At 68.1% G+C, this 22321-nt stretch carries 22 protein-coding genes; 6 read left to right on the forward strand and 16 right to left on the reverse strand.

Features of this window, described 5'->3' with window-relative positions:
- Nucleotides 1-468 precede the first annotated feature (468 nt).
- A complete protein-coding gene (locus QJS31_RS14585; RefSeq protein WP_282778391.1) occupies nucleotides 469-1836 on the reverse strand; it encodes a GAF domain-containing protein in 1368 nt (455 codons plus the stop codon).
- A gap of 188 nt (nucleotides 1837-2024) precedes the next feature.
- Nucleotides 2025-3425 carry a mycofactocin biosynthesis glycosyltransferase MftF gene (gene mftF, locus QJS31_RS14590; protein ID WP_306356946.1) on the reverse strand — a complete coding sequence of 467 codons (1401 nt, stop codon included), beginning with the start codon at nucleotides 3423-3425 and terminating at the stop codon, nucleotides 2025-2027.
- 196 nt (nucleotides 3426-3621) lie between these two features.
- Between mftF and mftR2 the strand changes: the two genes are divergently transcribed.
- Together mftR2 and QJS31_RS14600 are read left to right on the forward strand one after the other, a co-directional pair.
- Nucleotides 3622-4248: a mycofactocin system transcriptional regulator MftR2 gene (gene mftR2 / locus QJS31_RS14595; protein WP_282778387.1), complete on the forward strand. Its 627-nt coding sequence runs from the start codon at nucleotides 3622-3624 to the stop codon at nucleotides 4246-4248.
- A gap of 52 nt (nucleotides 4249-4300) precedes the next feature.
- Nucleotides 4301-5356: a ferredoxin--NADP reductase gene (locus QJS31_RS14600; protein ID WP_306356947.1), complete on the forward strand. Its 1056-nt coding sequence runs from the start codon at nucleotides 4301-4303 to the stop codon at nucleotides 5354-5356.
- 298 nt (nucleotides 5357-5654) lie between these two features.
- Here the strand turns inward: QJS31_RS14600 and QJS31_RS14605 are convergent, their stop codons facing one another.
- From QJS31_RS14605 to QJS31_RS14620, 4 genes are all read right to left on the reverse strand, one after another.
- Complete coding sequence (locus QJS31_RS14605; RefSeq protein ID WP_306357046.1) at nucleotides 5655-6392, reverse strand: DNA alkylation repair protein; 738 nt, start codon at nucleotides 6390-6392, stop codon at nucleotides 5655-5657.
- 282 nt (nucleotides 6393-6674) lie between these two features.
- On the reverse strand, nucleotides 6675-7667 hold the full coding sequence (locus QJS31_RS14610) for a hypothetical protein (protein ID WP_306356948.1): 993 nt from the start codon (nucleotides 7665-7667) through the stop codon (nucleotides 6675-6677).
- 101 nt (nucleotides 7668-7768) lie between these two features.
- On the reverse strand, nucleotides 7769-8389 hold the full coding sequence (locus QJS31_RS14615; protein WP_029933061.1) for a TetR/AcrR family transcriptional regulator: 621 nt from the start codon (nucleotides 8387-8389) through the stop codon (nucleotides 7769-7771).
- Between the two features lie 5 nt (nucleotides 8390-8394).
- Nucleotides 8395-8742: an SPW repeat protein gene (locus tag QJS31_RS14620; protein WP_029933060.1), complete on the reverse strand. Its 348-nt coding sequence runs from the start codon at nucleotides 8740-8742 to the stop codon at nucleotides 8395-8397.
- Between the two features lie 158 nt (nucleotides 8743-8900).
- Between QJS31_RS14620 and QJS31_RS14625 the strand changes: the two genes are divergently transcribed.
- The 3 genes from QJS31_RS14625 to QJS31_RS14635 all read left to right on the forward strand — a co-directional run bounded on the left by QJS31_RS14625 (nucleotide 8901) and on the right by QJS31_RS14635 (nucleotide 11414).
- A complete protein-coding gene (locus QJS31_RS14625; protein ID WP_306356949.1) occupies nucleotides 8901-10082 on the forward strand; it encodes an NAD(P)/FAD-dependent oxidoreductase in 1182 nt (393 codons plus the stop codon).
- 258 nt (nucleotides 10083-10340) lie between these two features.
- Nucleotides 10341-11117: a glutamate racemase gene (locus QJS31_RS14630; protein WP_306356950.1), complete on the forward strand. Its 777-nt coding sequence runs from the start codon at nucleotides 10341-10343 to the stop codon at nucleotides 11115-11117.
- 75 nt (nucleotides 11118-11192) lie between these two features.
- Nucleotides 11193-11414: a hypothetical protein gene (locus QJS31_RS14635; protein WP_282781415.1), complete on the forward strand. Its 222-nt coding sequence runs from the start codon at nucleotides 11193-11195 to the stop codon at nucleotides 11412-11414.
- Nucleotides 11415-11470: 56 nt separating this feature from the next.
- Here the strand turns inward: QJS31_RS14635 and tuf are convergent, their stop codons facing one another.
- The 7 genes from tuf to hppD form a co-directional block, all read right to left on the reverse strand.
- Nucleotides 11471-12661: an elongation factor Tu gene (gene tuf / locus QJS31_RS14640; RefSeq protein WP_029933056.1), complete on the reverse strand. Its 1191-nt coding sequence runs from the start codon at nucleotides 12659-12661 to the stop codon at nucleotides 11471-11473.
- Between the two features lie 117 nt (nucleotides 12662-12778).
- The gene (gene fusA / locus QJS31_RS14645) at nucleotides 12779-14881 is read right to left on the reverse strand and encodes an elongation factor G (RefSeq protein ID WP_039817451.1); all 2103 of its coding nucleotides are present in this window, start codon (nucleotides 14879-14881) and stop codon (nucleotides 12779-12781) included.
- A gap of 144 nt (nucleotides 14882-15025) precedes the next feature.
- Nucleotides 15026-15496, reverse strand: coding sequence for a 30S ribosomal protein S7 (gene rpsG, locus QJS31_RS14650; RefSeq protein WP_014353063.1), 471 nt, complete (start codon nucleotides 15494-15496; stop codon nucleotides 15026-15028).
- A gap of 1 nt (nucleotide 15497) precedes the next feature.
- A complete protein-coding gene (gene rpsL / locus QJS31_RS14655; protein WP_011211612.1) occupies nucleotides 15498-15872 on the reverse strand; it encodes a 30S ribosomal protein S12 in 375 nt (124 codons plus the stop codon).
- Between the two features lie 362 nt (nucleotides 15873-16234).
- A complete protein-coding gene (locus tag QJS31_RS14660) occupies nucleotides 16235-16828 on the reverse strand; it encodes a DUF3558 domain-containing protein (RefSeq protein WP_282781400.1) in 594 nt (197 codons plus the stop codon).
- Nucleotides 16829-16854: 26 nt separating this feature from the next.
- A complete protein-coding gene (locus QJS31_RS14665) occupies nucleotides 16855-17385 on the reverse strand; it encodes a DUF3558 domain-containing protein (protein ID WP_282781399.1) in 531 nt (176 codons plus the stop codon).
- Between the two features lie 70 nt (nucleotides 17386-17455).
- A complete protein-coding gene (gene hppD, locus QJS31_RS14670; protein ID WP_306356951.1) occupies nucleotides 17456-18679 on the reverse strand; it encodes a 4-hydroxyphenylpyruvate dioxygenase in 1224 nt (407 codons plus the stop codon).
- A gap of 134 nt (nucleotides 18680-18813) precedes the next feature.
- Here hppD and QJS31_RS14675 point away from each other — a divergent pair, with 134 nt between their 5' ends.
- A complete protein-coding gene (locus QJS31_RS14675) occupies nucleotides 18814-19332 on the forward strand; it encodes an Lrp/AsnC family transcriptional regulator (protein ID WP_029933051.1) in 519 nt (172 codons plus the stop codon).
- 133 nt (nucleotides 19333-19465) lie between these two features.
- Here QJS31_RS14675 and QJS31_RS14680 read toward each other — a convergent pair whose 3' ends face one another.
- From QJS31_RS14680 to QJS31_RS14690, 3 genes are read right to left on the reverse strand one after another with little or no spacing between them, the layout of a single operon-like run.
- A complete protein-coding gene (locus QJS31_RS14680; RefSeq protein ID WP_282781395.1) occupies nucleotides 19466-20113 on the reverse strand; it encodes a GntR family transcriptional regulator in 648 nt (215 codons plus the stop codon).
- Nucleotides 20114-20138: 25 nt separating this feature from the next.
- A complete protein-coding gene (locus QJS31_RS14685) occupies nucleotides 20139-21128 on the reverse strand; it encodes an isopenicillin N synthase family oxygenase (protein ID WP_306356952.1) in 990 nt (329 codons plus the stop codon).
- A 19-nt stretch (nucleotides 21129-21147) separates the two neighbouring features.
- Nucleotides 21148-22314, reverse strand: a complete 1167-nt coding sequence (locus QJS31_RS14690; protein ID WP_282781391.1) for a nitrate ABC transporter substrate-binding protein — start codon at nucleotides 22312-22314, stop codon at nucleotides 21148-21150.
- Nucleotides 22315-22321 lie beyond the last annotated feature (7 nt).

Below are 22321 nucleotides of genomic sequence, written 5' to 3' on the forward strand. Positions count from 1 at the left end.
CACCGTCTGCGCGATGCCCGTGCCGCGGAACCACCACGGGAATTCGACGAATGCGCGCCACCCCGCCCACGGGGTGCCACACGCGTGATCTGCTGCGGACTTCCCGGCCGCACCGAAAGAGATCCTCTGCCCTCGGATCGGCGGCCGGAACGCGGGTGCGAGGCGGGCCGAACCACATGGAGCCCGGGCGCTTCCCGCATCTGGATCTACTGCTCTAGCTCTTCCTCCAACTCACGCGACCACTGGTGGACACTGTCCAAAAGTGGCCGCACTGTCACCTGCGTCACATGGATGCGGTCCATGTATGGCGAAGACTAGGCGTTGACAGAATAAAACGGAACTTTTTCCGGAAAAAAAGTTGGACGAGTGTCTAGTTGGCTCACGGGAGAACGTGACGGCCACCGTGAATGTGGGTGCCGCCACACTGCGGTCGTCAGATGTGACTGACCGCGCTTTCGGATGTGGAGACTAGGAGCCGAAACGTTGCATCTGCGTTGCATCGGCGCCCATACGCCGATCGAGAACGCGAATCTTGGCTTCTATCTGCGAATACAAGGGAGAGTCCCGGTCAACGGTAGCGCGATAGGCGACCCAGGCCGCCGCATCGTCACGCCCCTCCGCGCCCGCGGTCCATCTGCTGAGCACGGTCGTATCCCCGGAACGCAGCACGGCGGTGCGCAATCGCACGCGCAACTCATCGCGAATGTCTATGACTCCCGGGGCGGTCGAACGCGGGAGAACCGGCCCCGAATAGAGCCGAACGGCGGCCTCCACATCACCGGAATCCAGCGCCGCGCGCAGCGCCTCCACATCCGTGGCGATAGGAACCAGCAATCGATAGGGACGCGAGCCGAAGACCTTGGAACCCACCACCGAACGCAGTCGCGACACCGCGGCGCGGATGGTGGCGTTGTCCAGATCGGCGTCGTCCAGCAACAGCGCGAGATGGTCCGCGCTCAGCCCCTCGGTGTGCTCGGCGAGCAGCAGCAGGATCTCGGCATGCCGCTGCGACAACGGAACTCGCTCCCCCGCCACGGTCAGCTGCGGCTGCCCGAGCCCGAGCACATCCAGACCGAGGCGTTCCGGCGCGGGCGGGTGCATCGCATCGGCGGGATGGCGCACCTGCTGATCCCGGCCGGAGCGCACCGCCGCCAGCAGCAGATCCATTTCGACCGCCGTGGCGGCGGCCTTCACCAGCGCGAGGATCTCCGGGCGCGCCACCCGCACCCCGCCCGCGATCATGAGCACGCCGACCAGGCGACCGTCCGGATCGTGCACGGGCGCGGCGGCTCCGGTGATCTGGTGCATGCGGTGCAGGAAGTGCTCGGGTCCGTGGATCCAGGCCGCGCGGCCGGTGCGCACCACCAGGCCCACCGCATTGGTGCCCACCCGGCGCTCGGAGAGGTCGTTGCCCTCGCGCAATCCCGCCTCGGCCGCGGCACTCACCCGATCGGGCGTGCCGTGCACCGACAGCACCCGACCGAACTGGTCGGCCACCACCACGATGAGACCGGTGCCGGTGGCGTCGCGCAACAACAGCTTGTCGACCAGCGGCATCACCGCGGCGATGGCATGATTGTCCCGATACCGTTGCAGGTCAGCGCCTCTCAGGCCGCGCCCGTCGCCGTCGTCCATGGGATCGACGCCGCCGCGCAGGCTGCGCAGCCAGGACTCGAGGACCATCGGACGCAGCAGACCCGCCAACTGACCCAGCTGTTCGGGGCCGACGCTCAGATAGCCGTGGGCCTGTGCGGCATAGGCTTCGAGCGCACCCAGCTGTGAGCCCGATTCGGCGCCGTGCTGGGAGGGGCTCCCACCTGCGATGTTGCTGACCATTTGCCTTTCCCTTCGGGCACAAACTGTACCGACGAAGGCAGGCATACAACCCGGAAGCAGGTTCTTTGTCCGGCAGGTCACACCGTGACAGCACCCTCGCAAAATGTGAGCTGTGTCTATTTATCTTTAATTCGGGTTTATTCTTCGTGGCCGACGCCCCAGCGCGAGGTTGCGGGAAGGACGCCGGTTCAGTGCGGCGGCAGCGTCGGGCGCAGGGCCACCGCGGACCGCGCCTGGGCCGCTCCCCACCACAGGCCGGTGCCGTGCGCGACGTCGTCCAGACGTTTGCAGGCCAGATAGCGCACCGGGTCCAGGCCGCCCGGTTCGCGATGGGTGAACCAGTCCGCCAGGCCGTCGGCCATCGCCATGGTGACCGCGATGCGGCGAATGCGACGCGACAGCACCATGCTCAGCACGGTGACGGGCCAGTAGTGGCGGCACAGCGCCGACGCCAGCCGCCACAGCCCCGCGGAGAAACCGCGCGCCAGATAGATGGCCGAGACCCGGGTGGGATTGTCGAGTTCGGCGAAGACGCGGCGCAGCCGGGCCAGGGTGGCGCACAGGGTGAGCAGGCCGCAGAACACGCCCGAACGGGTGAGGGTGGCGAACAGCAGGGCGGCCACCGCGGTCCACAGCGGCACCGCCAGCGGCGCCGCCATCCCGGGATGGCGCAGCCCCAGCGGCGCCACGCCGGCACCTTCGGAGACCTTGTGCGCGAACCACTTTCGCAACGATACCGGGCACTCGTGCGCCACGCGCGCGGCGGGCTCGTAGCGCAGCCGCCAGCCCGCGCGCTCCAGCCGCCAGCACAGGTCGATATCCGCGCCCGCGGTCATGGTCTCGTCGAATCCGCCCGCGCGGGTCAGGGCGTCACGGCGCACCAGCAGTGCGGTGCCCGGGACATAGGGCACCGGGCCGCGCGAGCGCACCGCGGACTCGCGGCGGCCGCGCTCCAGCGACGCGCGCATGTGCTCGTAGCGGGCCAGCACCGTGGAGTCCGGGTCCATGGCCAGCAGGCGCGGGGCGACCAGGGCCACCTTGGGATCGCTGAAGTGACCGAGCATGACCTCCAGCCAGCCGCTGCGCGGCACCACGTCCGACTCCAGGAACGCCACGAATTCGGTTGTGGCGGCCCGCAATCCCAGATTGCGCGCGGCGGCGGCGCCGCGGCGGCGATCCGAGCGCAGCACCGTCACCCGACGGCGGGTGCCGCGTGCGGGCGGAATGCGGACCGGGCGATCCGAGCCGTCGTCCACGACGATCACCGAATGCCCGCGCAGCGCCGAGAGCAGCCGCTCCAACCCGGCGGCGTCGTTGTGCAGCGGCACGATCACGGTGACGTCCTCCGGCGAGGGCAGCAATCGCGGGCGCGGATTGCCGACACCGGAATCGAGCAGGCGTCTGGCCACCCGGGCCGAGAGCGGATCGGTCACCTCGAGGTAGCCGTCGCCGATCCGGGCCGCAGCCTCCGGCGCGAGCCGCAGCAACCCGGTCGGCGAGCCACCGACCAGGAAACGTCCACCGGAGTAAGTGCGCACCCTGGGATCGATTCGCACCCCGAAACCATCGGGAAGTCGATCATGGCGCATTCCTGAGATGCTAGGTCAGCACATAGGCGGCAAACGGGATCGGCACGCCGCTCCCGAAGACCCGTGCCCGGACCGGAACGTGGCGGGACCACCGGCCGAGCGCGCGCTCTAGACTGCGTGGAACAACAGCAGCGCAGGTAGTAGGGACGGCCGTCGCCGTACCCGCAATGGTCGAGGTGGCATGGGAGTCGGACGTATGCAGTCGAGTGGGGGCGGCAACACTCTGTCGGAGTCCGAGATCGTCGAGGCCGCCCTTCGGGTGGTCCGGCAGGACGGCGTGGAGAAGCTCTCCATGCGCCGCCTGTCCCGCGAACTCGGGGTGTCCCCGATGGCTCCGTACTACTACGTGGCGGACAAGCGCGAGCTACTCGACCTCGTCGCCACCGCCGCCCTCACCGGCGTGCGCAAGCCGCCGCCCGACGCCGGGCCGTGGCAGCGACGGCTGCGCGATCTCATCGACCAGATCGACGAGAAGCTGCGCAAACATCCCGGACTCGGCGACGTGCTGATCGAACAGATGCTGGGCAAGCAGCTCGATCTCATCGCGGCGCTGATGGAGATCCTGTTCGAGGCCGGGTTCAGCGATCGCAACGTGCTCTCGGCGTATGCGACCATCCACACCTACCTGTTCGGCCGGGGCCGGGTGAATCCGCGTGACCGCTCAGCGCTACACGACGAGCGGGCGCTGCCGGAGGCGGTGGAACGGGCCACCAAGCATTTATCGGACCTGCGTGGGAAGTACTCCTACGACTTCGGAATGGACGTGCTGATCGCCGGGCTCGAGGCCCAGCTTGTCCGGCAGCGGGACGGCCACGTAGTATGAAACTAGAACACGTTCTAGTTTGGCCACACAGCGCCGGGTTCGAGAGGACACTATGACCACCGTCGACGTACCGCACAGCTCGCGATCGGCCGTGCTGCGGGTCTCCGCGGTCATCCAGGAGACGGCCGATTCCTGCTCGCTGGTCTTCGACGTTCCCGCCGAACTGCGCGAACGTTTCAGCTACCAGCCGGGCCAGTTCCTGACGCTGCGCATTCCCAGCGACCTCACCGGGTCGGTGGCGCGCTGCTACTCACTGGCGAGTTCACCGCACACCGACGACGCGCCCAAGGTGACCGTCAAGCGCACCGCGGACGGATACGCCTCGAACTGGGTGTGCGACAACGTGAAAGCGGGCGACTCGATCGAAGTACTGCCGCCCTCCGGCGTTTTCACGCCCAAGAACCTCGACGAGGACCTGCTGCTCTTCGCCGCCGGATCCGGCATCACGCCGGTCATGTCGATCCTGAAATCGGCTCTGGCACGGGGTAATTCGCGTGTTGTGCTGGTGTACGCCAACCGCGACCACGACAATGTGATCTTCGCCGACGAACTACGCGAACTCGCCGACAAGAACCCGCAGCGGCTGGTGGTCGTGCACTGGCTGGAACAGCTGCAGGGCCTGCCCACCGCCGACGCGCTCGCCACCCTGACCCGGCCCTACACCGAGTTCAGCGCCTTCATGTGCGGCCCCAAGCCGTTCATGGACCGGGTGCACGACGCGCTGGCCCAGCTCGGGGTGCCGCGCAACCGCACCCACGCGGAGGTCTTCAACTCGCTGTCGGGCGATCCGTTCGCCGATGTCGCCCCCGCCGAGATCAGTGCGGAGGAGGCCGCCGACGCCGCCAGCGTGGAGGTGGAACTCGACGGCGAGACCCACGAAATGAACTGGCCGCGCAGCCAGACCCTGGTGGACATCATGCTCGCCAAGGGCCTGGACGTGCCCTACTCCTGCCTCGAGGGCGAATGCGGATCGTGCGCCTGCACCGTGCTCGAGGGCACCGTGGAGATGGAGAACGCGGAGATCCTCGATCCCGAGGACATCGCCAACGGCTATATCCTCGGCTGCCAGGCACGCCCGGTCACCGACCACCTCAAGATCCAGTTCTGATCAGCCTCGGGGTGCGGCCCGCCCGCTCGCGGGCGGTGTGCCCTCGACGGCACGGTCGCGGCATCCGCGCGGAGTCTGGGCACAGCGCCCAAGGCACACGCGACCCATCGCATATCTCGGCGACCTCGACAGCCACACGCGATCACCGGGGAGTTCGGCGACCCGACACCCACACGCGACCATCGGGGAGTTCGGCGGCCCGACACCCACACGCGACCACTGTGGCGTTCGGCGACCGACGTCCACGCGACCATCGGGCGGTTCGGTGGCCGGGAGGTGCGTTCGAGGCGAGCGGCCGTCAGCGCCGCGCTCGGTAGTGCGCGCGCTGGTCGGCGGTGAGGTGCTCGGTGGCGTAACTCAGTGCGGTGCGGCCCATGTCGGCGGCGTGCCTCTCCAGGAAGTCGATGAGGGCGGTCGGTTCCACTCGCTTGCCGACCTCCCGCAGCATCCACCCGACGGCCTTCTGGATCAGGTCGCGGCGGTCGGACAGCAGGCGCTCACACAGCTCCAGCGTGGTACTCGCATCGCCCGCCTTGATGAAGGCGAAGGTGGTCAGCAGTGCGATTCGCCGCTCCCACAGCGAATCCGACGCCGCCAGCTCGTACAGCGGATCCCGCGGCTGCTCCAGCAACCACGGTCCGAGAATGTGCTCGGCCGAGGTGTCGACCAGATCCCAATTGTTGATCCGCCCCCGCCGCATGGCGGCCAGATACAGTTCGACGATCGCGCGCTGCTCCGCGGCGCTGCCCGTGCGCACCCGCGATGCTTTCGCCATCCGCGCGTTCAGGATCACCAGCGCCGCCAGTCGGTGCTCGTGCACCGCGCTGTCCAGTAGCCGGTCGATCTCCGACAGTGGCAGTCCCCCGAACTGTTTCGCGACCTTGCGGGTCTGCGGCACCCGCACCCCGATGAAGACGTCACCCTCCCCGTACTCCCCCGGCCCCGTCTTGAAGAACCGCTGTAGCTGCGCCGCATCCGCGGGATCGGCGACCTCCGCCAGCGCTGTCCGCACCGCTTCCGCCGTCAATGCGCCCATATCCGGATGGTACGGCCATCGGATCCGGCCCCCGGTGCGCCATTCGGACACGCGGTCCATGGCGGCGCGGGTGCGCACGAGCAGATCAGCCACGACAGCTGTCCCGGACTCGACATCGGTGACGTGCCGGTGTCGGGTTCCTGGCCGGTCGGCAGAAGGCGCATCCGCCTGCTGCGCCCCGACAGCGGCGGCAGCCACGGCGTCCGAAACGCGGTGGTGGCAACCTCCCGAACCGGCGCCCGCGATCCCGGCGAGGTGCCGTGGGCGACGGGTCGACCCGCGCTAGTGCCTGCCTGCGCCTTCCGACGCGGCCTGTAACAGCGCCTCAGCGAAATTTCGCATCTGGTCCGCCCCTCCGTACCAGGCGGATACGAGTTCCACGGCGGCGGCGCGGGTGCGGTGGGCGGCGCGGGCCAGCTCGGCGACGCCGACCTCACCGGCCTCGGCTCCGGTCGCGGCGGTGTCGAGTTCGTGGCTGGCCAGCAGCAGTCGCATGACGTGCTGCGGCTCCACGGTCGCGCCGGAGGCCGCGGCGGCCTGGCGCTCGCGCGCACGAGTGGGCCGGTCGGCCGATGTCGGCGCGGCGTGGGAACCACCGGGGGTGGAGGTCTCCCGGACCGCCGCGGCGGGTGCTGTTCCCCCCGCACCGGATGCGGTGCCATTGTCGCCGCCCGCGATGAACGCCGCACCCGCGGCAGTCGGGGTGCCGCCGCCGAAGGCCGAATTCCCGGTGGCGGGGGCACTTCCGCCGAAGGCGGAGTTCTCGGTGGCGGGCGCGCTACCGCCGAAGGCGGAATTCCCGGTGGGCGCGCTACCGCCGAAGGCAGAGTCCCCCGTGGTTGGCGCACTGCCGCCGTATGCCGAATCCCCGGTGGTGCGCGAACCACCGCCGAACGCCGAATCCCCCGTACCACGCGAACCACCGCTGAGCGCCGGACTTCCGGTGGTGGGCGCGCTGCCACCGAACGCCGTCGGCGCGGTCGCGGAAGCGCTGCCGTTGATCGGGGCGGCGAACTCCGAGCGGAAGTCGGCGGAGCGCGAATTCTGCTGGGCGGATTCGGGTTCGGCGGTGCGGTGGCTGCCGGAGTTGCTCCACTGCGCGGGGGCCTCGGGCGGGCTCAGGCGTCCGAGCGCGGCGTGTCCGCCAGTGTCTACGCCGGTCAGCGTCGAATTCGCCGCATACCGTGAGTCCGAGGTATCGGGGTGGGTGAGGCGGTAGTTCTCGGACCGGGAGGTCAGTGAGTGCCCCAGGTCGGAGGTGTAGTCGGCATCCATGGCCGACATTCTTACCGGGCCGCCGTGAACCCCGCGCTCCGGGGCTGAGACGAATCCGTTTTGCGAACAACAATTTTGGGGATGGAATGGATATCGCCAGTTCAACCCAACTGGGTCATGCCCGCCGCCACCACCTGTGCCACATTGAGCACTTCCTCGGCGGTCGGCAGCGTCATACCGTCCAGCGCGTGCAGGCGGTCGGTACTGGCGATGGCGAACATGGCCGACACCCAGGCCGCCGCGCAGGCGCGCAGCGTTCCGGGTTTGACCGGTCCGGGCGCGCTGGCCTGCAATACCCGGGCGGTCACGTCCAACAGCTGATCACGCATGGAGCGCAACTGCTTACGGACGTCCGGATGGGTATCGGCCTCGCGCCACATGATCACGCGGAGCACAGAGGAGTGGTGGTCGCGCAGGTTCAGCGCGGCATCCAGGTTCACCAGGCTGGTGGCCGGATCGCCGGGGGCGATCACCGCGGCGATGTCCTCGATCGGCCGAGCGGGCACCCGTTCGGTCATCAAGGCGGTGAGGATCGCTTCCTTCGTGGGGAAGTAGTAGAAGACGAGACCCTTGGGTACACCCGCGGCCGCGGCGATGGCGGCGGTGGGGGTCGCGTCGAAGCCCTGTGCCGCGAACAGCTTTTCGGCGGCATCCAGGATGAGCTGACGGGCGTCACCGTCGACCTTGCGGCTGCGGCGACGCCCCGCTCGCGGTTCAGGCATGTGTATCAGTGTGCCGTATGCATGCGTCCCGCGACCTGTGGAAGCGCCGCCAAGGCGACCACGACGGTCAATACGCCCACGATCCACGCCGTCCACGACGCGTTGGTGTAGGAGCTGAAGTTCATCACCCACGGGGAGAGGAACAGCAGCGCGCCCAGCACGGCCATGGCGTAGTCGGCGGTGGCACCGGCGACCTTGGCGAGCTGCGCCAGGCCGGTGGCGGCGATCAGGACGCCGAGGACGATCAACGTCCACATCGCCCGGTTGCTGGTATCCACCCAGATGGGCGACAGGGCCGCGATGGCTCCGAGGACGACGGCTACCGCGTCCTGTGCACGGCTGTCGGTGAACATGATGTGCCTCCTTCAAGGCTGTGGTTATCCTTCTTTCGTTCTAATCCTGATTGACCGCCCGATCAATAAATGTGCGGATACGATTCGGGAGCGATCTGGATGTGGTGCCCGACACAACCGAACCTCCGCGGTGACCCGAAAAGGTTAGGGTTGCCTCTATGTCGCAATCGGTGGAACACGTTCTAATCGTTGGCGCGGGGCTGGCGGGGCTCCGGACGGCCGAGGAACTGCGCCGAGCGGGTTATGAGGGGGAACTCACCCTCATCGGCGACGAGGACCGGGCACCCTACGACCGGCCGCCGCTGTCCAAGCAGTTCGTACGCGGCCAGACCGACGACACCGCGCTGCGACCGGTCGAGTTCTACGCCGAGCAGCGCATCGACCTGCGTCTGGGCACGGCCGTGACCGGCGTGGACACCGCGGCGCGACAGGTGACCCTGGCCGACGGCTCCACCCTCGACTACGACCAGCTCGTCCTCGCCACCGGTCTGCGACCCCGGCGGATTCCGGGCCTGCCCGAGGCGACCGGGGTGCACGTGCTGCGCTCGCACGCCGACGCGGCCCGACTGCGCGCCCACCTCACCGAGGCCCGACAGGCCGTGGTGGTAGGCGGTGGTTTCATCGGATGCGAACTGGCGGCCAGCTTCCGCGCCCACGGCGTGGCGGTGACGCTGGTGGAACCGCAGCCGACGCCGCTGGCCGCCGCACTCGGCACCGAGGTCGGCGAACTGGTGGCGCGGCTGCATCGGGCCGAGGGCGTGGACGTGCGCTGCGGCACCGGAGTGGCGGGGCTGCTCGTCGAGGACGATGCCGTGCGCGGCGTGCGATGCTCCGACGGATCCACGCTCGACGCCGATCTGGTGGTCATCGGCATCGGCTCGATTCCGGCGACCGACTGGCTCGCCGGGTCCGGCATTCCGCTCGCCGATCCCGCCGAGGGTGGCGGCGTCATCAGCGACGAGACCGGACGGACCGCGGTGGACGGGGTCTGGGCCGTGGGCGACGTGGCCGCCTGGCCGCACCGAAGCGGGCGCAACAAGCGCGTCGAGCACTGGACCAATGCCGGGGAGCAGGCCAAGACGCTGGCCTGCGCGCTACTGGGAGCCGAACTGCCCCCACCGCACGTGCCGTACGTGTGGAGCGACCAGTACGACCTGAAGATCCAGGTGCTCGGACTGCCCGCGTCGGCCGACGAGGTCCGGATCATCGAGGATCAGGGCCGCAAGTTCCTCGCGCACTACTTCCGGAGTGGGGAACTGGTGGCCGTGGTCGGGGCGGGCATGACCGGCAAGGTCATGAAGATGCGCGCACGGCTCACCGAAACCCAGCCCGTGAGCTGAGCCGACGCTGTTCGCCTCCGCGACGGCGCGACCGCAGCCGCCCGGAATCGGCCCCGACATGGGAGGGTTCGCCATACCCGCGGTCGGACTCACCGCGATAGCGGTACCGCCGACCCGCCGCTTCGCGGGCTCCGATGCGCCACCGCTGCTCGAGCGCCTCGGCCGGAGCCGGTTCCCGAATTGGCCCGTGCACCGGTTTCGCGCTGTTCGCCGGACGCGATTCGCACCGCCCGCGCCGCATTCATTACCGTGGCAGGGGTGATCGTCGCGCTCATCGATTCGGGCCTGGGCATGCTGCCCACGGGTGCGTGGTTGCGGAAGCTGCGGCCCGACCTGGATCTGCTGTTGCAGATGGATCCCGACGGGGCCCCGTGGGGGCCCAAGCCCGAGCAGTGGGTCATCGACCGGGTGCTCGACACCGCGCGTACCTCCTTGCGCGAGGGCGCGGAAGTCATTGTGCTGCCCTGTAATACGGCCAGCGTGACGGCGCTGGAACACGTGCGCGCCGAGGTCGGTGCCGGGGTGCCGGTGATCGGCACCGTCCCGGCCATCAAACCCGCCGCCGCGGCCTGCTCGAAGGTGGCGGTCTGGGCGACCGCCGCCACCACGGCCAGCGCCTACCAGGCCGATCTCATCGCCCGCTTCGGCGGGAACGCCGAGGTCACGGGTGTGGCCTGTCACGGGCTCGCCGACGCCATCGACCGCGGCGACCTGCCCGCCATCGAACGCGCCATCGCCAGCGCCGCCGAGCGCACCCCGGCGGGCACCGAGGGCATCGTGCTCGGTTGCACCCACTACCCGCTGGTTCTCGATGCCATCCTCGCCGCCCTCCCCCGGGGTGTGCGCATCTTCGACAGCGCCGAGGCCGTCGCGGGCCAGACCCTGCGCCGCATGGACGCCCTGGGCCGCCCCACCGCGGGCACCGGTACGGTCCGCGTCCTCGCCAGCGGGCGTCCGGGTGAATTGCCTCCCGCCGCCGCCACTTTCGACTCCGGTCGGATGCTGGGCGCGGTGCCCGCACCGCTGCCGGGATAGCCGCTTCCGCCGCGCACGCGCGCGCTGTCGGTCCGCACCCGGTTTGACCAGCCCGACAGCGGGCAGATCTGCGGCATGAATACCGAAGAGGAACAGCGGATTCAGGAGAAATCCGCGAAACAGGATGAGCGGCTGATCGTTCCGGAACCGGAGGTCGAGGACAAACATCGCCGACGCGCCGCCGAAATCGCGGAAGCCTACGAGGACGAACGACCCACCACCGTGCTGCCCGGTTCCGACGGCATGGTCTCGGGCACCGTGGTCGCCGATTGGGTGGACGAGGACGACCGCCCGTGAAACGCAAACGGCGCCGCTCCTTTCGGAGCGACGCCGTCTACCGGTGATTCAGCGAATCACTTGATGATCTTGGTGACGCGACCGGCACCGACGGTGCGGCCACCCTCACGGATCGCGAAGCGCAGGCCCTCTTCCATGGCGATCGGCTGGATGAGCTTGACGCTCATCTCGGTGTTGTCGCCCGGCATGACCATCTCGGTGCCCTCGGGGAGGGTCACGACGCCGGTCACGTCGGTGGTGCGGAAGTAGAACTGCGGGCGGTAGTTGTTGAAGAACGGGGTGTGGCGGCCGCCCTCGTCCTTCGACAGGATGTACGCCTGGCCCTCGAACTCGGTGTGCGGGGTGGTGGTGCCCGGCTTGATGACGACCTGGCCGCGCTCCACGTCCTCGCGCTTGATACCACGGACCAGCAGACCGACGTTGTCGCCCGCCTGGCCCTGGTCGAGCAGCTTGCGGAACATCTCGATGCCCGTGATGGTGGTCTTGGTCGACTTCTCGCGGATACCCACGATCTCGACCTCTTCGTTCACGTTGATGATGCCGCGCTCGACACGACCGGTCACCACGGTGCCACGACCGGTGATGGTGAAGACGTCCTCGATCGGCATGAGGAACGGCTTGTCGGTCTCACGGACCGGGTCCGGGATCGACTCGTCGACGGCGTTCATCAGGTCCATGACGGACTGCGCCCACTTCTCGTCGCCCTCGAGGGCCTTCAGGCCGGAGACGCGCACGACCGGGGCGTCCTCGTCGAACTCCTGCGAGGCCAGCAGCTCGCGGACCTCCATCTCGACGAGCTCGAGGATTTCCTCGTCGTCGACCATGTCGGCCTTGTTCAGCGCGACCAGGATGTAGGGCACGCCGACCTGACGGGCGAGCAGCACGTGCTCACGGGTCTGCGGCATCGGGCCGTCGGTGGCCGCCACGACCAGGATCGCGCCGTCCATCTGGGCGGCACCGGTGATCATGTTCTTGATGTAGTCGGCGTGACCGGGGGCGTCGACGTGGGCGTAGTGCCGCTTCTCGGTCTGGTACTCGACGTGGGAGATGTTGATCGTGATACCACGAGCCTTCTCCTCCGGAGCCTTGTCGATCTGGTCGAACGCGAAGCTCTGGTTCAGGTCCGGGTACTTGTCGTGCAGCACCTTGGTGATGGCCGCCGTCAGCGTGGTCTTGCCGTGGTCGACGTGACCGATGGTGCCGATGTTGACGTGGGGCTTCGTCCGCTCGAACTTCGCCTTCGCCACTGTTGTCCTCCTGGACTAGTAGTGCGTTGCTTTGCAGCAGTGCGTTGTTTTTCTTACAGGGGGTCGTTCAGCCGACCGACTCGGGGCGGATACTCGCGAATCCGCCCCGGCAGCGAACTACTCGCCGGTCGCCTTGGCGATGATCTCCTTCGACACGTTGGCCGGAACCTCCGCGTACGAATCGAACACCATGGAGAAGTTGGCCCGGCCCTGGGTCTTCGACCGCAGGTCACCGATGTAGCCGAACATCTCCGAGAGCGGAACCAGCGCCTTGACGACACGGGCACCACTGCGTTCCTCCATGGCCTGGATCTGGCCACGGCGGGAGTTCAGGTCGCCGATCACTTCGCCCATGTAGTCCTCGGGCGTGGTGACCTCGACAGCCATCATGGGCTCGAGGATCACCGGACCGGCCTTGCGGGCCGCTTCCTTGAGGGCCTGCGCACCCGCGATCTTGAACGCCATTTCCGACGAGTCGACCTCGTGGTAAGCGCCGTCCAGCAGCAGGGCCTTGACGTTGACCAGCGGGAAGCCGGCGAGCACACCGTACTGCATGGCGTCCTGGATACCGGCGTCGACCGACGGGATGTACTCGCGCGGAACGCGGCCACCGGTGACCTTGTTCTCGAACTCGTAGGTCGCGCCGTCCTCACCCGTGAAGGGCTCCAGGCCGATGATGACACGGGCGAACTGACCCGAACCACCGGTCTGCTTCTTGTGGGTGTACTCGTGCTTCTCGACCGGCTTGGTGATGGTCTCGCGGTAGGCCACCTGCGGCTTGCCGATATTCGCCTCGACCTTGAATTCGCGCTTCATGCGGTCGACGTAGATATCGAGCTGGAGCTCGCCCATGCCGCCGATGACGGTCTGGCCGGTCTCCTGATCCAGCTTCACGTTGAAGGTGGGGTCCTCCTCCGCGAACTTCTGGATGGCGGTGCCCAGCTTCTCCTGGTCGGCCTTGGTCTTCGGCTCGATGGCCACCTCGATGACCGGATCCGGGAAGGTCATGGACTCCAGCACGATCTGGTTCTGCGGATCGCACAGGGTGTCGCCGGTCGTGGTGTCCTTCAGGCCGATGACCGCGTAGATGTGGCCGGCCTGGGCCTCGGTGACCGGGTTCTCCTTGTTGGAGTGCATCTGGAACAGCTTGCCCAGACGCTCCTTCTTGCCCTTGGTCGAGTTGATGACCTGGGCGCCGGAGTCGACCTTGCCCGAGTACACCCGGACGTAGGTCAGCTTGCCGAAGAACGGGTGGGTGGCGACCTTGAACGCCAGCGCGGCGAACGGCTCGGTGACGCTCGCGTCGCGGTGCAGGATCTCCTCTTCCTTACCCGGGACGTGGCCGTCGGTGCCACCGTCGTCCAGCGGGTTCGGCAGGTAGTCGATCACGGCGTCGAGCATGGGCTGCACGCCCTTGTTCTTGAACGCCGAACCGCACAGCACCGGGTAGAGCTCGGAGTTGACGGTCATCTTGCGAATCGCGCCCTTGATCTCCTCGATGGAGAGCTCCTCGCCGCCGAAGAACTTCTCCAGCAGCGCCTCATCGGACTCGGCGACGGTCTCGAGCAGCTCCTGGCGGTACTGCTCGGCCTTCTCGGCCAGGTCGGCCGGGATCTCGACGACCTCGTACTGCTCGCCGAGCTTGGTCTCGCCCTTCCAGACCTTGGCGTTCATCTCGACCAGGTCGACGACGCCCTCGAAGGTGTCCTCGGCGCCGATCGGCAGCTGCAGGACCAGCGGCTTGGCGCCCAGGCGGTCCTTGATGGTCTGGACGGTGAAGTAGAAGTCCGCGCCCAGCTTGTCCATCTTGTTGACGAAGCAGATACGCGGCACGTCGTACTTGTCCGCCTGCCGCCACACCTGCTCGGACTGGGGCTCGACACCCTCCTTGCCGTCGAAGACGGCGACGGCACCGTCGAGCACGCGCAGCGAGCGCTCCACCTCGACGGTGAAGTCGACGTGACCCGGGGTGTCGATGATGTTGATCTGGTTGTCTTTCCAGAAACAGGTCGTCGCGGCCGACGTGATGGTGATGCCGCGTTCCTGCTCCTGCGCCATCCAGTCCATGGTGGCGGCGCCGTCGTGCACCTCACCGATCTTGTAGGTGATACCGGTGTAGAAGAGGATGCGTTCGGTGGTCGTCGTCTTACCGGCATCGATGTGGGCCATGATGCCGATGTTGCGGACCTTGTTCAGGTCGGTGAGCACGTCCTGTGCCACGGAAATCTTCCCCGCTCTTAGCTAGTGGGATCTTCGGGTGCGACCCTGGCTTTGCTCCGGGTCATCTCTGTCTCAACGTCCGGCGCGACCGCGAAGTGCCGCGCCGGACCGTGACTCGACGCCCGGGCATCGCCGGGCACCGGATCACCAGCGGTAGTGCGCGAAGGCCCGGTTGGACTCGGCCATCTTGTGGGTGTCCTCGCGACGCTTCACCGAAGCGCCCAGGCCGTTGCTGGCGTCGAGGAGCTCGTTCGCCAGACGCTCGACCATGGTCTTCTCGCGACGGGCGCGCGAGAAGTTGACCAGCCAGCGCAGCGCCAGGGTGTTGGCGCGGCCCGGACGGACCTCGACCGGCACCTGGTAGGTGGCGCCACCGACGCGGCGGGGCTTGACCTCGAGCGACGGCTTGACGTTGTCCAGCGCGCGCTTGAGGGTCACGACCGGATCGGTGCCGGTCTTCTCGCGAGCCTGCTCGAGGGCACCGTAGACGATGCGCTCGGCGGTCGACTTCTTGCCGTCCAGGAGGATCTTGTTGACCAGCTGGGTCACCAGCGGGGAGCCGTAGACCGGGTCGTTGATCAGCGGACGCTTGGGAGCGGGGCCCTTGCGCGGCATATCAGCTCTTCTCCTTCTTGGCGCCGTAGCGGCTGCGGGCCTGCTTGCGGTTCTTCACACCCTGGGTGTCGAGGGAACCGCGGATGATCTTGTAGCGCACACCCGGGAGGTCCTTCACACGACCGCCGCGAACGAGCACCATCGAGTGCTCCTGCAGGTTGTGACCCTCACCGGGGATGTAAGCCGTGACCTCGACCTGGCTGGTCAGGCGAACACGGGCGACCTTGCGGAGCGCCGAGTTCGGCTTCTTCGGGGTCGTGGTGTACACGCGGGTGCACACGCCACGACGCTGCGGGCTCCCCTTGAGGGCCGCAGTCTTGGTCTTGGCGACCTTGTCGCGGCGACCCTTGCGGACCAGCTGGTTGATGGTTGGCATAGACCGGCTTTCCTTATTAGTAACCAGGTGTCTGGAACTTCATGTCTGTATTCATTTGCGGCGCGCCCGGGGCCTCCGTGGTTACGCAGGCTGCCGCCTCCGGACCCGTCGTTCACGCCGCGGTCATTCGAGCTTTCCGCCCAGTTCCCGCGACATTTCGTTGTCACGAGGTCGGGCGTGTCGTGCGCAGCTTACACGCCCTGTTCAGGGCACGCTGAACCGGTCAGCCGCTCTCGCTGGCCTACGTACTGCGCACGAACCTGCCCGCATGCTTCCGGGCACAGCGATCCACGATACCCGCCGGCGTTTCCGGGAGCAAAAACGGGGTCCCGGAGTGGTATGGACGCGGGCAGGTAGATCGACTAGCGGGCCAGGTTCAAGGTGAGCTCCACCAGCTTGCGCGCGGCCTCGCAGGGATCCGGATGTGACCCTCCCGCACGGTAGTTCACCCACCAGCCCACGATTCCGGCATCCGCGGCCGGGGCGAACACACCGCACGAATCGGGGTCGTTCGGCCGCCGCGTCTCCAGCGATCGACGCCCCTGCACGGTGATGTCGTTGGTCACATAGCCGAGGCGCTCGTTGTTCTTCTTCTCGTTGGCCAGCGACCCGAGCTCGTACCAGCTGAGCGTCACCATGCCGCTGCCCGAGGAACCGCCGTCCAGATCCCACATGCAGACCGCCCCGTTGAAGGACGGGTTCACGTAGGTGCCCTCGCCGACGGTCTTGCCGATGTCCTCCAGCGAGACCACCTCGCATTCGCGCAGCAGCTTGTCGAAGTTGGTGTTGATGCGCCCGCCGCCGTCGCCGGTGGTACCGCCCGCCGGGAGGGCGGTGCCCTCGATGGTCCGGCCGCAGCCGGCGAGGGTCGCGGTGAGCGCCAGGGCGGCCAGCGCCGCACCGGTGAGCCGGATGCCGCGCCGTCCGCGCGTGCGCGCCGTGCCACCGCCCGTCATGCCGCCGCCTCTCATGCCGTTGCCCCTCATCCGAGTCGCTGCACGGTCAGTTCGGCCAGTCGGCGGCTGCGGTCGCACGGATTGCCGAGCCCCTCGCTGCCGAACAGGCCGTAGGAGATGGACCATTCGAAGAAGTCGTCGTCCAGCTGCACCGCCAGGTCGCACACCCGGTTGCTGGGGTCCAGGGCCTGGAAGCCGGTCTTGCCGCCGACCTCGATGGTCTCCGGATCGCGACCGACGCTGGCCACCCAAGCCTTCTCGCGGTCGATGGGACTGCCGCGGTAGGAGGCGAAGGTGACGCTCGCGCCGCCGACCCCGCCGCCCTGCCAGTTGCAGCCGACGGAGTTCTTGAACACCCGGGTCACCGCGCCGAGGGCGCCGATATCGCGCACCTCGTCGTCGGTGACGTGGCCGCATTCGCCCACGAAGGGACCCAGCGTGGCCACCCTGGGCGGTGGGCGCAGCCCGGTCGGTGTATCGGATTCCTGCTTCCCCCCGCACGCCGACAGCAGCAGAGCGAAGGTCATCCCCGTGACAATCGCCGACGTCATCCGCATGGCACGAACTCTACCGACATCGCGGGATTCGGCTCGTCCGAGCGGTTCGCCACGGCGTTGCCGCATCCGATCAGAGGTTGCCGCGGGCCTCCTGTTCGCGCTCGATGGCCTGGAAGAGGGCCTTGAAGTTGCCCTTGCCGAAGCCGAGGGAGCCGTGGCGTTCGATGAGTTCGAAGAAGACGGTGGGGCGGTCGGTGACGGGTTTGCAGAAGATCTGGAGCAGGTAGCCGTCTTCGTCGCGGTCGACCAGGATGCCGCGACGCTGGAGCTCTTCCACGGGGACGCGGACGTGGCCGATGCGGGCGCGCAGTTCCGGGTCCTCGTAGTAGGTGTCGGGCGTGGCGAGGAATTCGATGCCCTCGCGGCGCAGGCAGTCCACGGCGGTGAGGATGTCACCCGTGGCCAGGGCGATGTGCTGGACGCCCGGGCCCCGGTAGAACTCCAGGTACTCGTCGATCTGGGAGCGCTTGGGGCCGTCGGCGGGTTCGTTGAGGGGGAACTTGACGCGGTGGTTGCCGTTGGCGACGACCTTGGACATGAGCGCCGAATAGTCGGTGGCGATATCGTCGCCCACGAATTCGGCCATGTTCTCGAAACCCATGACGCGGCGGTAGAACTCGACCCACTCGTCCATGCGCCCCAGCTCCACGTTGCCGACCACGTGGTCGATGGCCTGGAAGAGGCGGCGCGGTGCGCCGGGGCGCGGTTCGTAACCGGAGGTGCGCGCGATATAGCCGGGCAGATAGGGGCCGGTGTAGCGGGAACGGTCGATCAGGGTGTGCCGGGTCTCGCCGTAGGTGGCGATGGCCGCGGCACGCACCGTGCCGAATTCGTCTGTCTCGTCGTGCGGTTCGACCAGCACGGTCGCGCCCTGGGCGCGGGCGTGGGCGATGCAGCGGTCCACGTCCGGGACCTCGAGCGCGATGTCGACGACTCCGTCCCCGTGCCGATCATGGTGTGCCACCAGGGAACTCGCCGGATCCACCGCCCCCTTGACGACGAATCGGACGCCACCGCTGCGCAGTACGTACGCCTTGTGGTCGCGGTTGCCGGTCTCGGGACCCGAGTACGCCTCCAACCGCAGCCCGAAGGCGGATTCCAGATAGTGCGCGGCCTGGGTGGCGTTGCCCACCACCCACACGAGCGCGTCCCAGCCCAGCACCGGGAACGGGTCGGCGGCCGCGTCGTGGTCCACCAGACCGACGAGGCGACGCAATTCGTCCTCGGGCGGTGAGTCGGTGGCCGTGGGCCGATTCGGCGGTTGAACAGGTGCGGCGGTTGCCTCGATGCTCATGAGACCAGGAAAGGCCGATGGCCGCTGATGGGCAATATCGGCGATTTTCAGTAGACACCCTGGTGAATTGCGTCACCATCTTGCCGTTGGTGCTGGACAATTTGAATAGAACACCCTGCGAACGGAGATCCGCCATGGCACGCACTCCCGCCAAGCTGGACGAGCTGGACCTGGCCATCCTCACCGCCATGCACGAGCATCAGAAGGCGGGCATCCTCGAGTTGTCCCGCCGTACTCGAGTGGCCCGCGCGACCGTGCAGTCACGCATCGCCCGGATGGAGGAGGCCGGGGTCATCGCCTCCTACGACCCCCAGATCGATGTCAGCGCAGCCGGTTTCGATGTGGAAGCCTTCGTCACCCTGGAGATCGCGCAAGGTGCGCTGGAGGCGGTGGCCGCCGATCTGGCCGCCATCCCGGGCGTGCTGGAAGCGTACGCCACCACCGGTTCCAGCGATGTGCTGTGCCGTATCGGCGCGGACTCCCACGCCGGTCTGCAAACGGTGCTGCTGAGTATCGACCGCACCACCTCGGTGGTGCGGTCGCACAGCGTGATCGTGCTGTCCACGGTGGTGCCGCGCCGCACCCTGCCGCTGCTGCGCACCCTGACCCCCACCGCCACCAGCAAGGCCCCGGCCTACCGCAACGCGCACTGAGCGGGCCGCGCGGCGAGCGAGGCAACCTGATCCATGCCTCGCCTCCGGCAGCACAGCGACTCCGGTTCCCGGTCGTGAACACTGATCACGCACCGTCTCCGCGTGGGCGGCGCGGCACTGCCGGAGCGGCTGGTCAGCGTCGGTGCAGGCGGGTGATGAGGCCGCGCACGTGGGCTTCGGCGACGGCGCGGGACTGGGTGGGGTCGCCGGATTCGAGGGCTTCCACGATGCGGCGGTGTTCGCGCAGGGCGGTGCTGCGGTTGCGGTCGTGGCTCCACAGGTCGCCGCGGTAGAGGTGGGCCTGGGATTCGAGGCGGGCGAGTTCCTCGGCGAGGGTGGGGTTTCCGGCGCGGTCCCGGATGAAGGTGTGGAATTCCAGGTCCAGGGCGGTGTCGCGGGCCGGGTCGGCGTCACCGCGCAGGTTGTCCGCCTGGGCGTCGAGCATGCCGGTGAGTTGCACCAGGTCGGCTTCGGTCAGGCGGGTGGCGGCCTCGGCGGCGGCGAGACCGTCGAGCACCGCGCGCACGGCCAGCACATCGCGAATCCGGGCGTCGTCCACCACGGCCACCCGCGCCCCCGCGTGCGGGACGTTCACGGCCAGACCCTCGTAGATGAGCTGCTGCACGGCCTCGCGGACCGGGCTGCGGCTGACGCCGAGGCGACCGGACAGGGCGAGCACGCTCAGCGGCGCGCCGGGTTCCAGTTCACCGGAGAGCACCAGCTGCCGCAGCTGCCGGTGTACCGAGGGGCCGAGCAGGGCGGCGCTGGTGTCGTCGGCCATGGGGTCCTTTCTCGCTGGCTCGAAACTACATCCGCGGCCGGTAGTTGGCCCGCACCCGCTCGGCGAGGAAGTCGGCGGCGGTCACGGGCGGGTAGACGCCGCGCGGACCCTGGATGACGGCGTCGCGGTCGGCCTGCGCGAAATAGGCGATGCTGTAGCGCTCACCCTGGTACTCGTCGCGGCCCGGACTGCGCACCCGATGGAAGTTGGAGGGCAGCAGATCATCGCTCCAGCGGGTGAGCATATCGCCGATATTGCAGGTGATCAGCGAGGACGAGGGCGTGATGGAGGTCCATGCTTGTTCGTCCATCTCCTTGCCGGGGCAGACCTGGAGCCCGCCCTGCCCGTCGCGTTGGAACAGCAGGGTGAGGCAGTCGAAGTCGGTGTGCGCGCCCGCCCGCCAGCGACCGGGCACATCGCGCAGTTCCTCGGGAACGGCGAAGTAGTGCAGCAGTCGCAGGGTGCTCTGGTAGTGCTCCGATTCCGGATCGTGCGCGGCGGTGAAGTGGTCGCGCGGCAGCCCGAGCCGGTCGGCGAAACAGGACAGCACCCGCATGGCCACGCTCCAGCACCGATGCTCGAAATCCAGGATGGCGGAGACGAATCCGGGCAGTTCGGCCTCGGTCGGCCACAGGCTCGCCATATGCGGTCGAGTGATCTGATAGGACTCCTTCTGGTCGGGCACGCCGATGGAGGGCCGCACCTGGGTCAAGCTCTCCCAGCCCGCATTGTCGGCTTTGACCAGCGGGTACCGCGCCTTCACCGATTCCGGCAGCGCGAAGAAGGCCGCGGCGCGGGCGAAGGCGTCGTCCAGCTGCCACTGCGGGATACCGTGCCCGGAGAGCTGGAAGAAGCCGATCTCGGTGGCGGCGGTCCACAGCTGTTCGGTGATCTCGGTGCGACGGTTCTCGAAGTCGGTGAGGTCGATGACGCGGATCTCACGGGCGGTCTCCGCGCCGAGTCCACCCATGCGCTTCTCGCGGTCGACTTCGGACAGGTCGTATCCGGTTGTCATGGTTACCCTTTCGGTCGGCTCAGTCGGTGGCCGCGATGCCGCGGTCCAGGAATTCGGTGGTGATCAGGTCGGCGGCGGTCAGGGTGGTGGGCACGTTCGCGCCGCCGCGGCGCAGGATGGGGGCGAATTCGTCGATGACCCGCTGCACCCGCGCGGAGTCGAAACTGCCGATGACACCGTCGGTGTCATTGCCGATCAGTCCGTTGTCGATGAGCGCCCGGGAACCGAAGGCGGCGAGTTCGGCGCTGTAGGGACTGAAATTGGCGCTCTTGTCGACCACATCGACGACCACCTCGTTCACGTGGCTGGGATCGGCGCGGAAATCGGCTGTCGCCCTTTGGATCATGGGCACCAGGCGGCGCAGGCAGGGGCGCAGTTCGTCGAGTCTGTCGGCGCGCACGTTCACGGTGCGGGCGTAGCCCTCGTAGCCGACGTCGCGCAGCAGCTGGTAGGCCACCGGCTTGTTCCAGGCCCGCACCTCGTGCTCGTAGACGTAGGGTTCGGAGTTGGCGAAGCCCTGCTGGGCGAAGGACGGATCGGCGACGAAGCGCGACGGTGAATTGTCGTAGGAGGCGTCGATCTGCTCGGCCCGCACCAGCCCGCGCGCCACCAGCCAGTCCGGGTACAGCTGTCCCTGCGAAACCACGATGGGCGCACCGGATGCGCCGATATCGGCGATGCCCCGCCAGTCCGGGTGCGTCGCCGGATCCCACATGAGCAGCTGCGGGCTGTAGCGCAGCAGGGTGGTGACACCGATCAGCGGCTGCTGCCCGGCCGCGGCGATGGCATGTTCGGAGTGCGCCAGGCCCAGGGTGATGGAGTCGTCGACGTACATCTGGGAGGGCACGGTCTGGAAGCCGATGGCCGGGCCGCCCGCGCGGATCTCCAGTTCCACGCCGGTGTCCTTGCCGTCCACCACCAGCGGGCCGGTGACCCGGTTGTTGTCGGAGTCCACGCGGTAGCCGGGTCCGAGCAGGCCGAAGAGGGGGCCGGAATCGGTTTCGGGTTCCCATTGGAGTTGGACGACGACGGTGTCGGGGCAGGTTCCGGCCAACTGCTGTTCGGCTGGGGCCGAAGGCAATTCGACGGCGGTAGTGTCGGTTTCGGAGCCGGAGCAGGCGGCGAGGGTCGCGACCGCGAGGGCGGTCAGCGCGGCCACGCGGGCACGGCGAAGACAGGTGTGCATGGGTTCT

This window comes from Nocardia sp. CC213A (assembly GCF_030766805.1).
Lineage (GTDB): Bacteria > Actinomycetota > Actinomycetes > Mycobacteriales > Mycobacteriaceae > Nocardia > Nocardia otitidiscaviarum.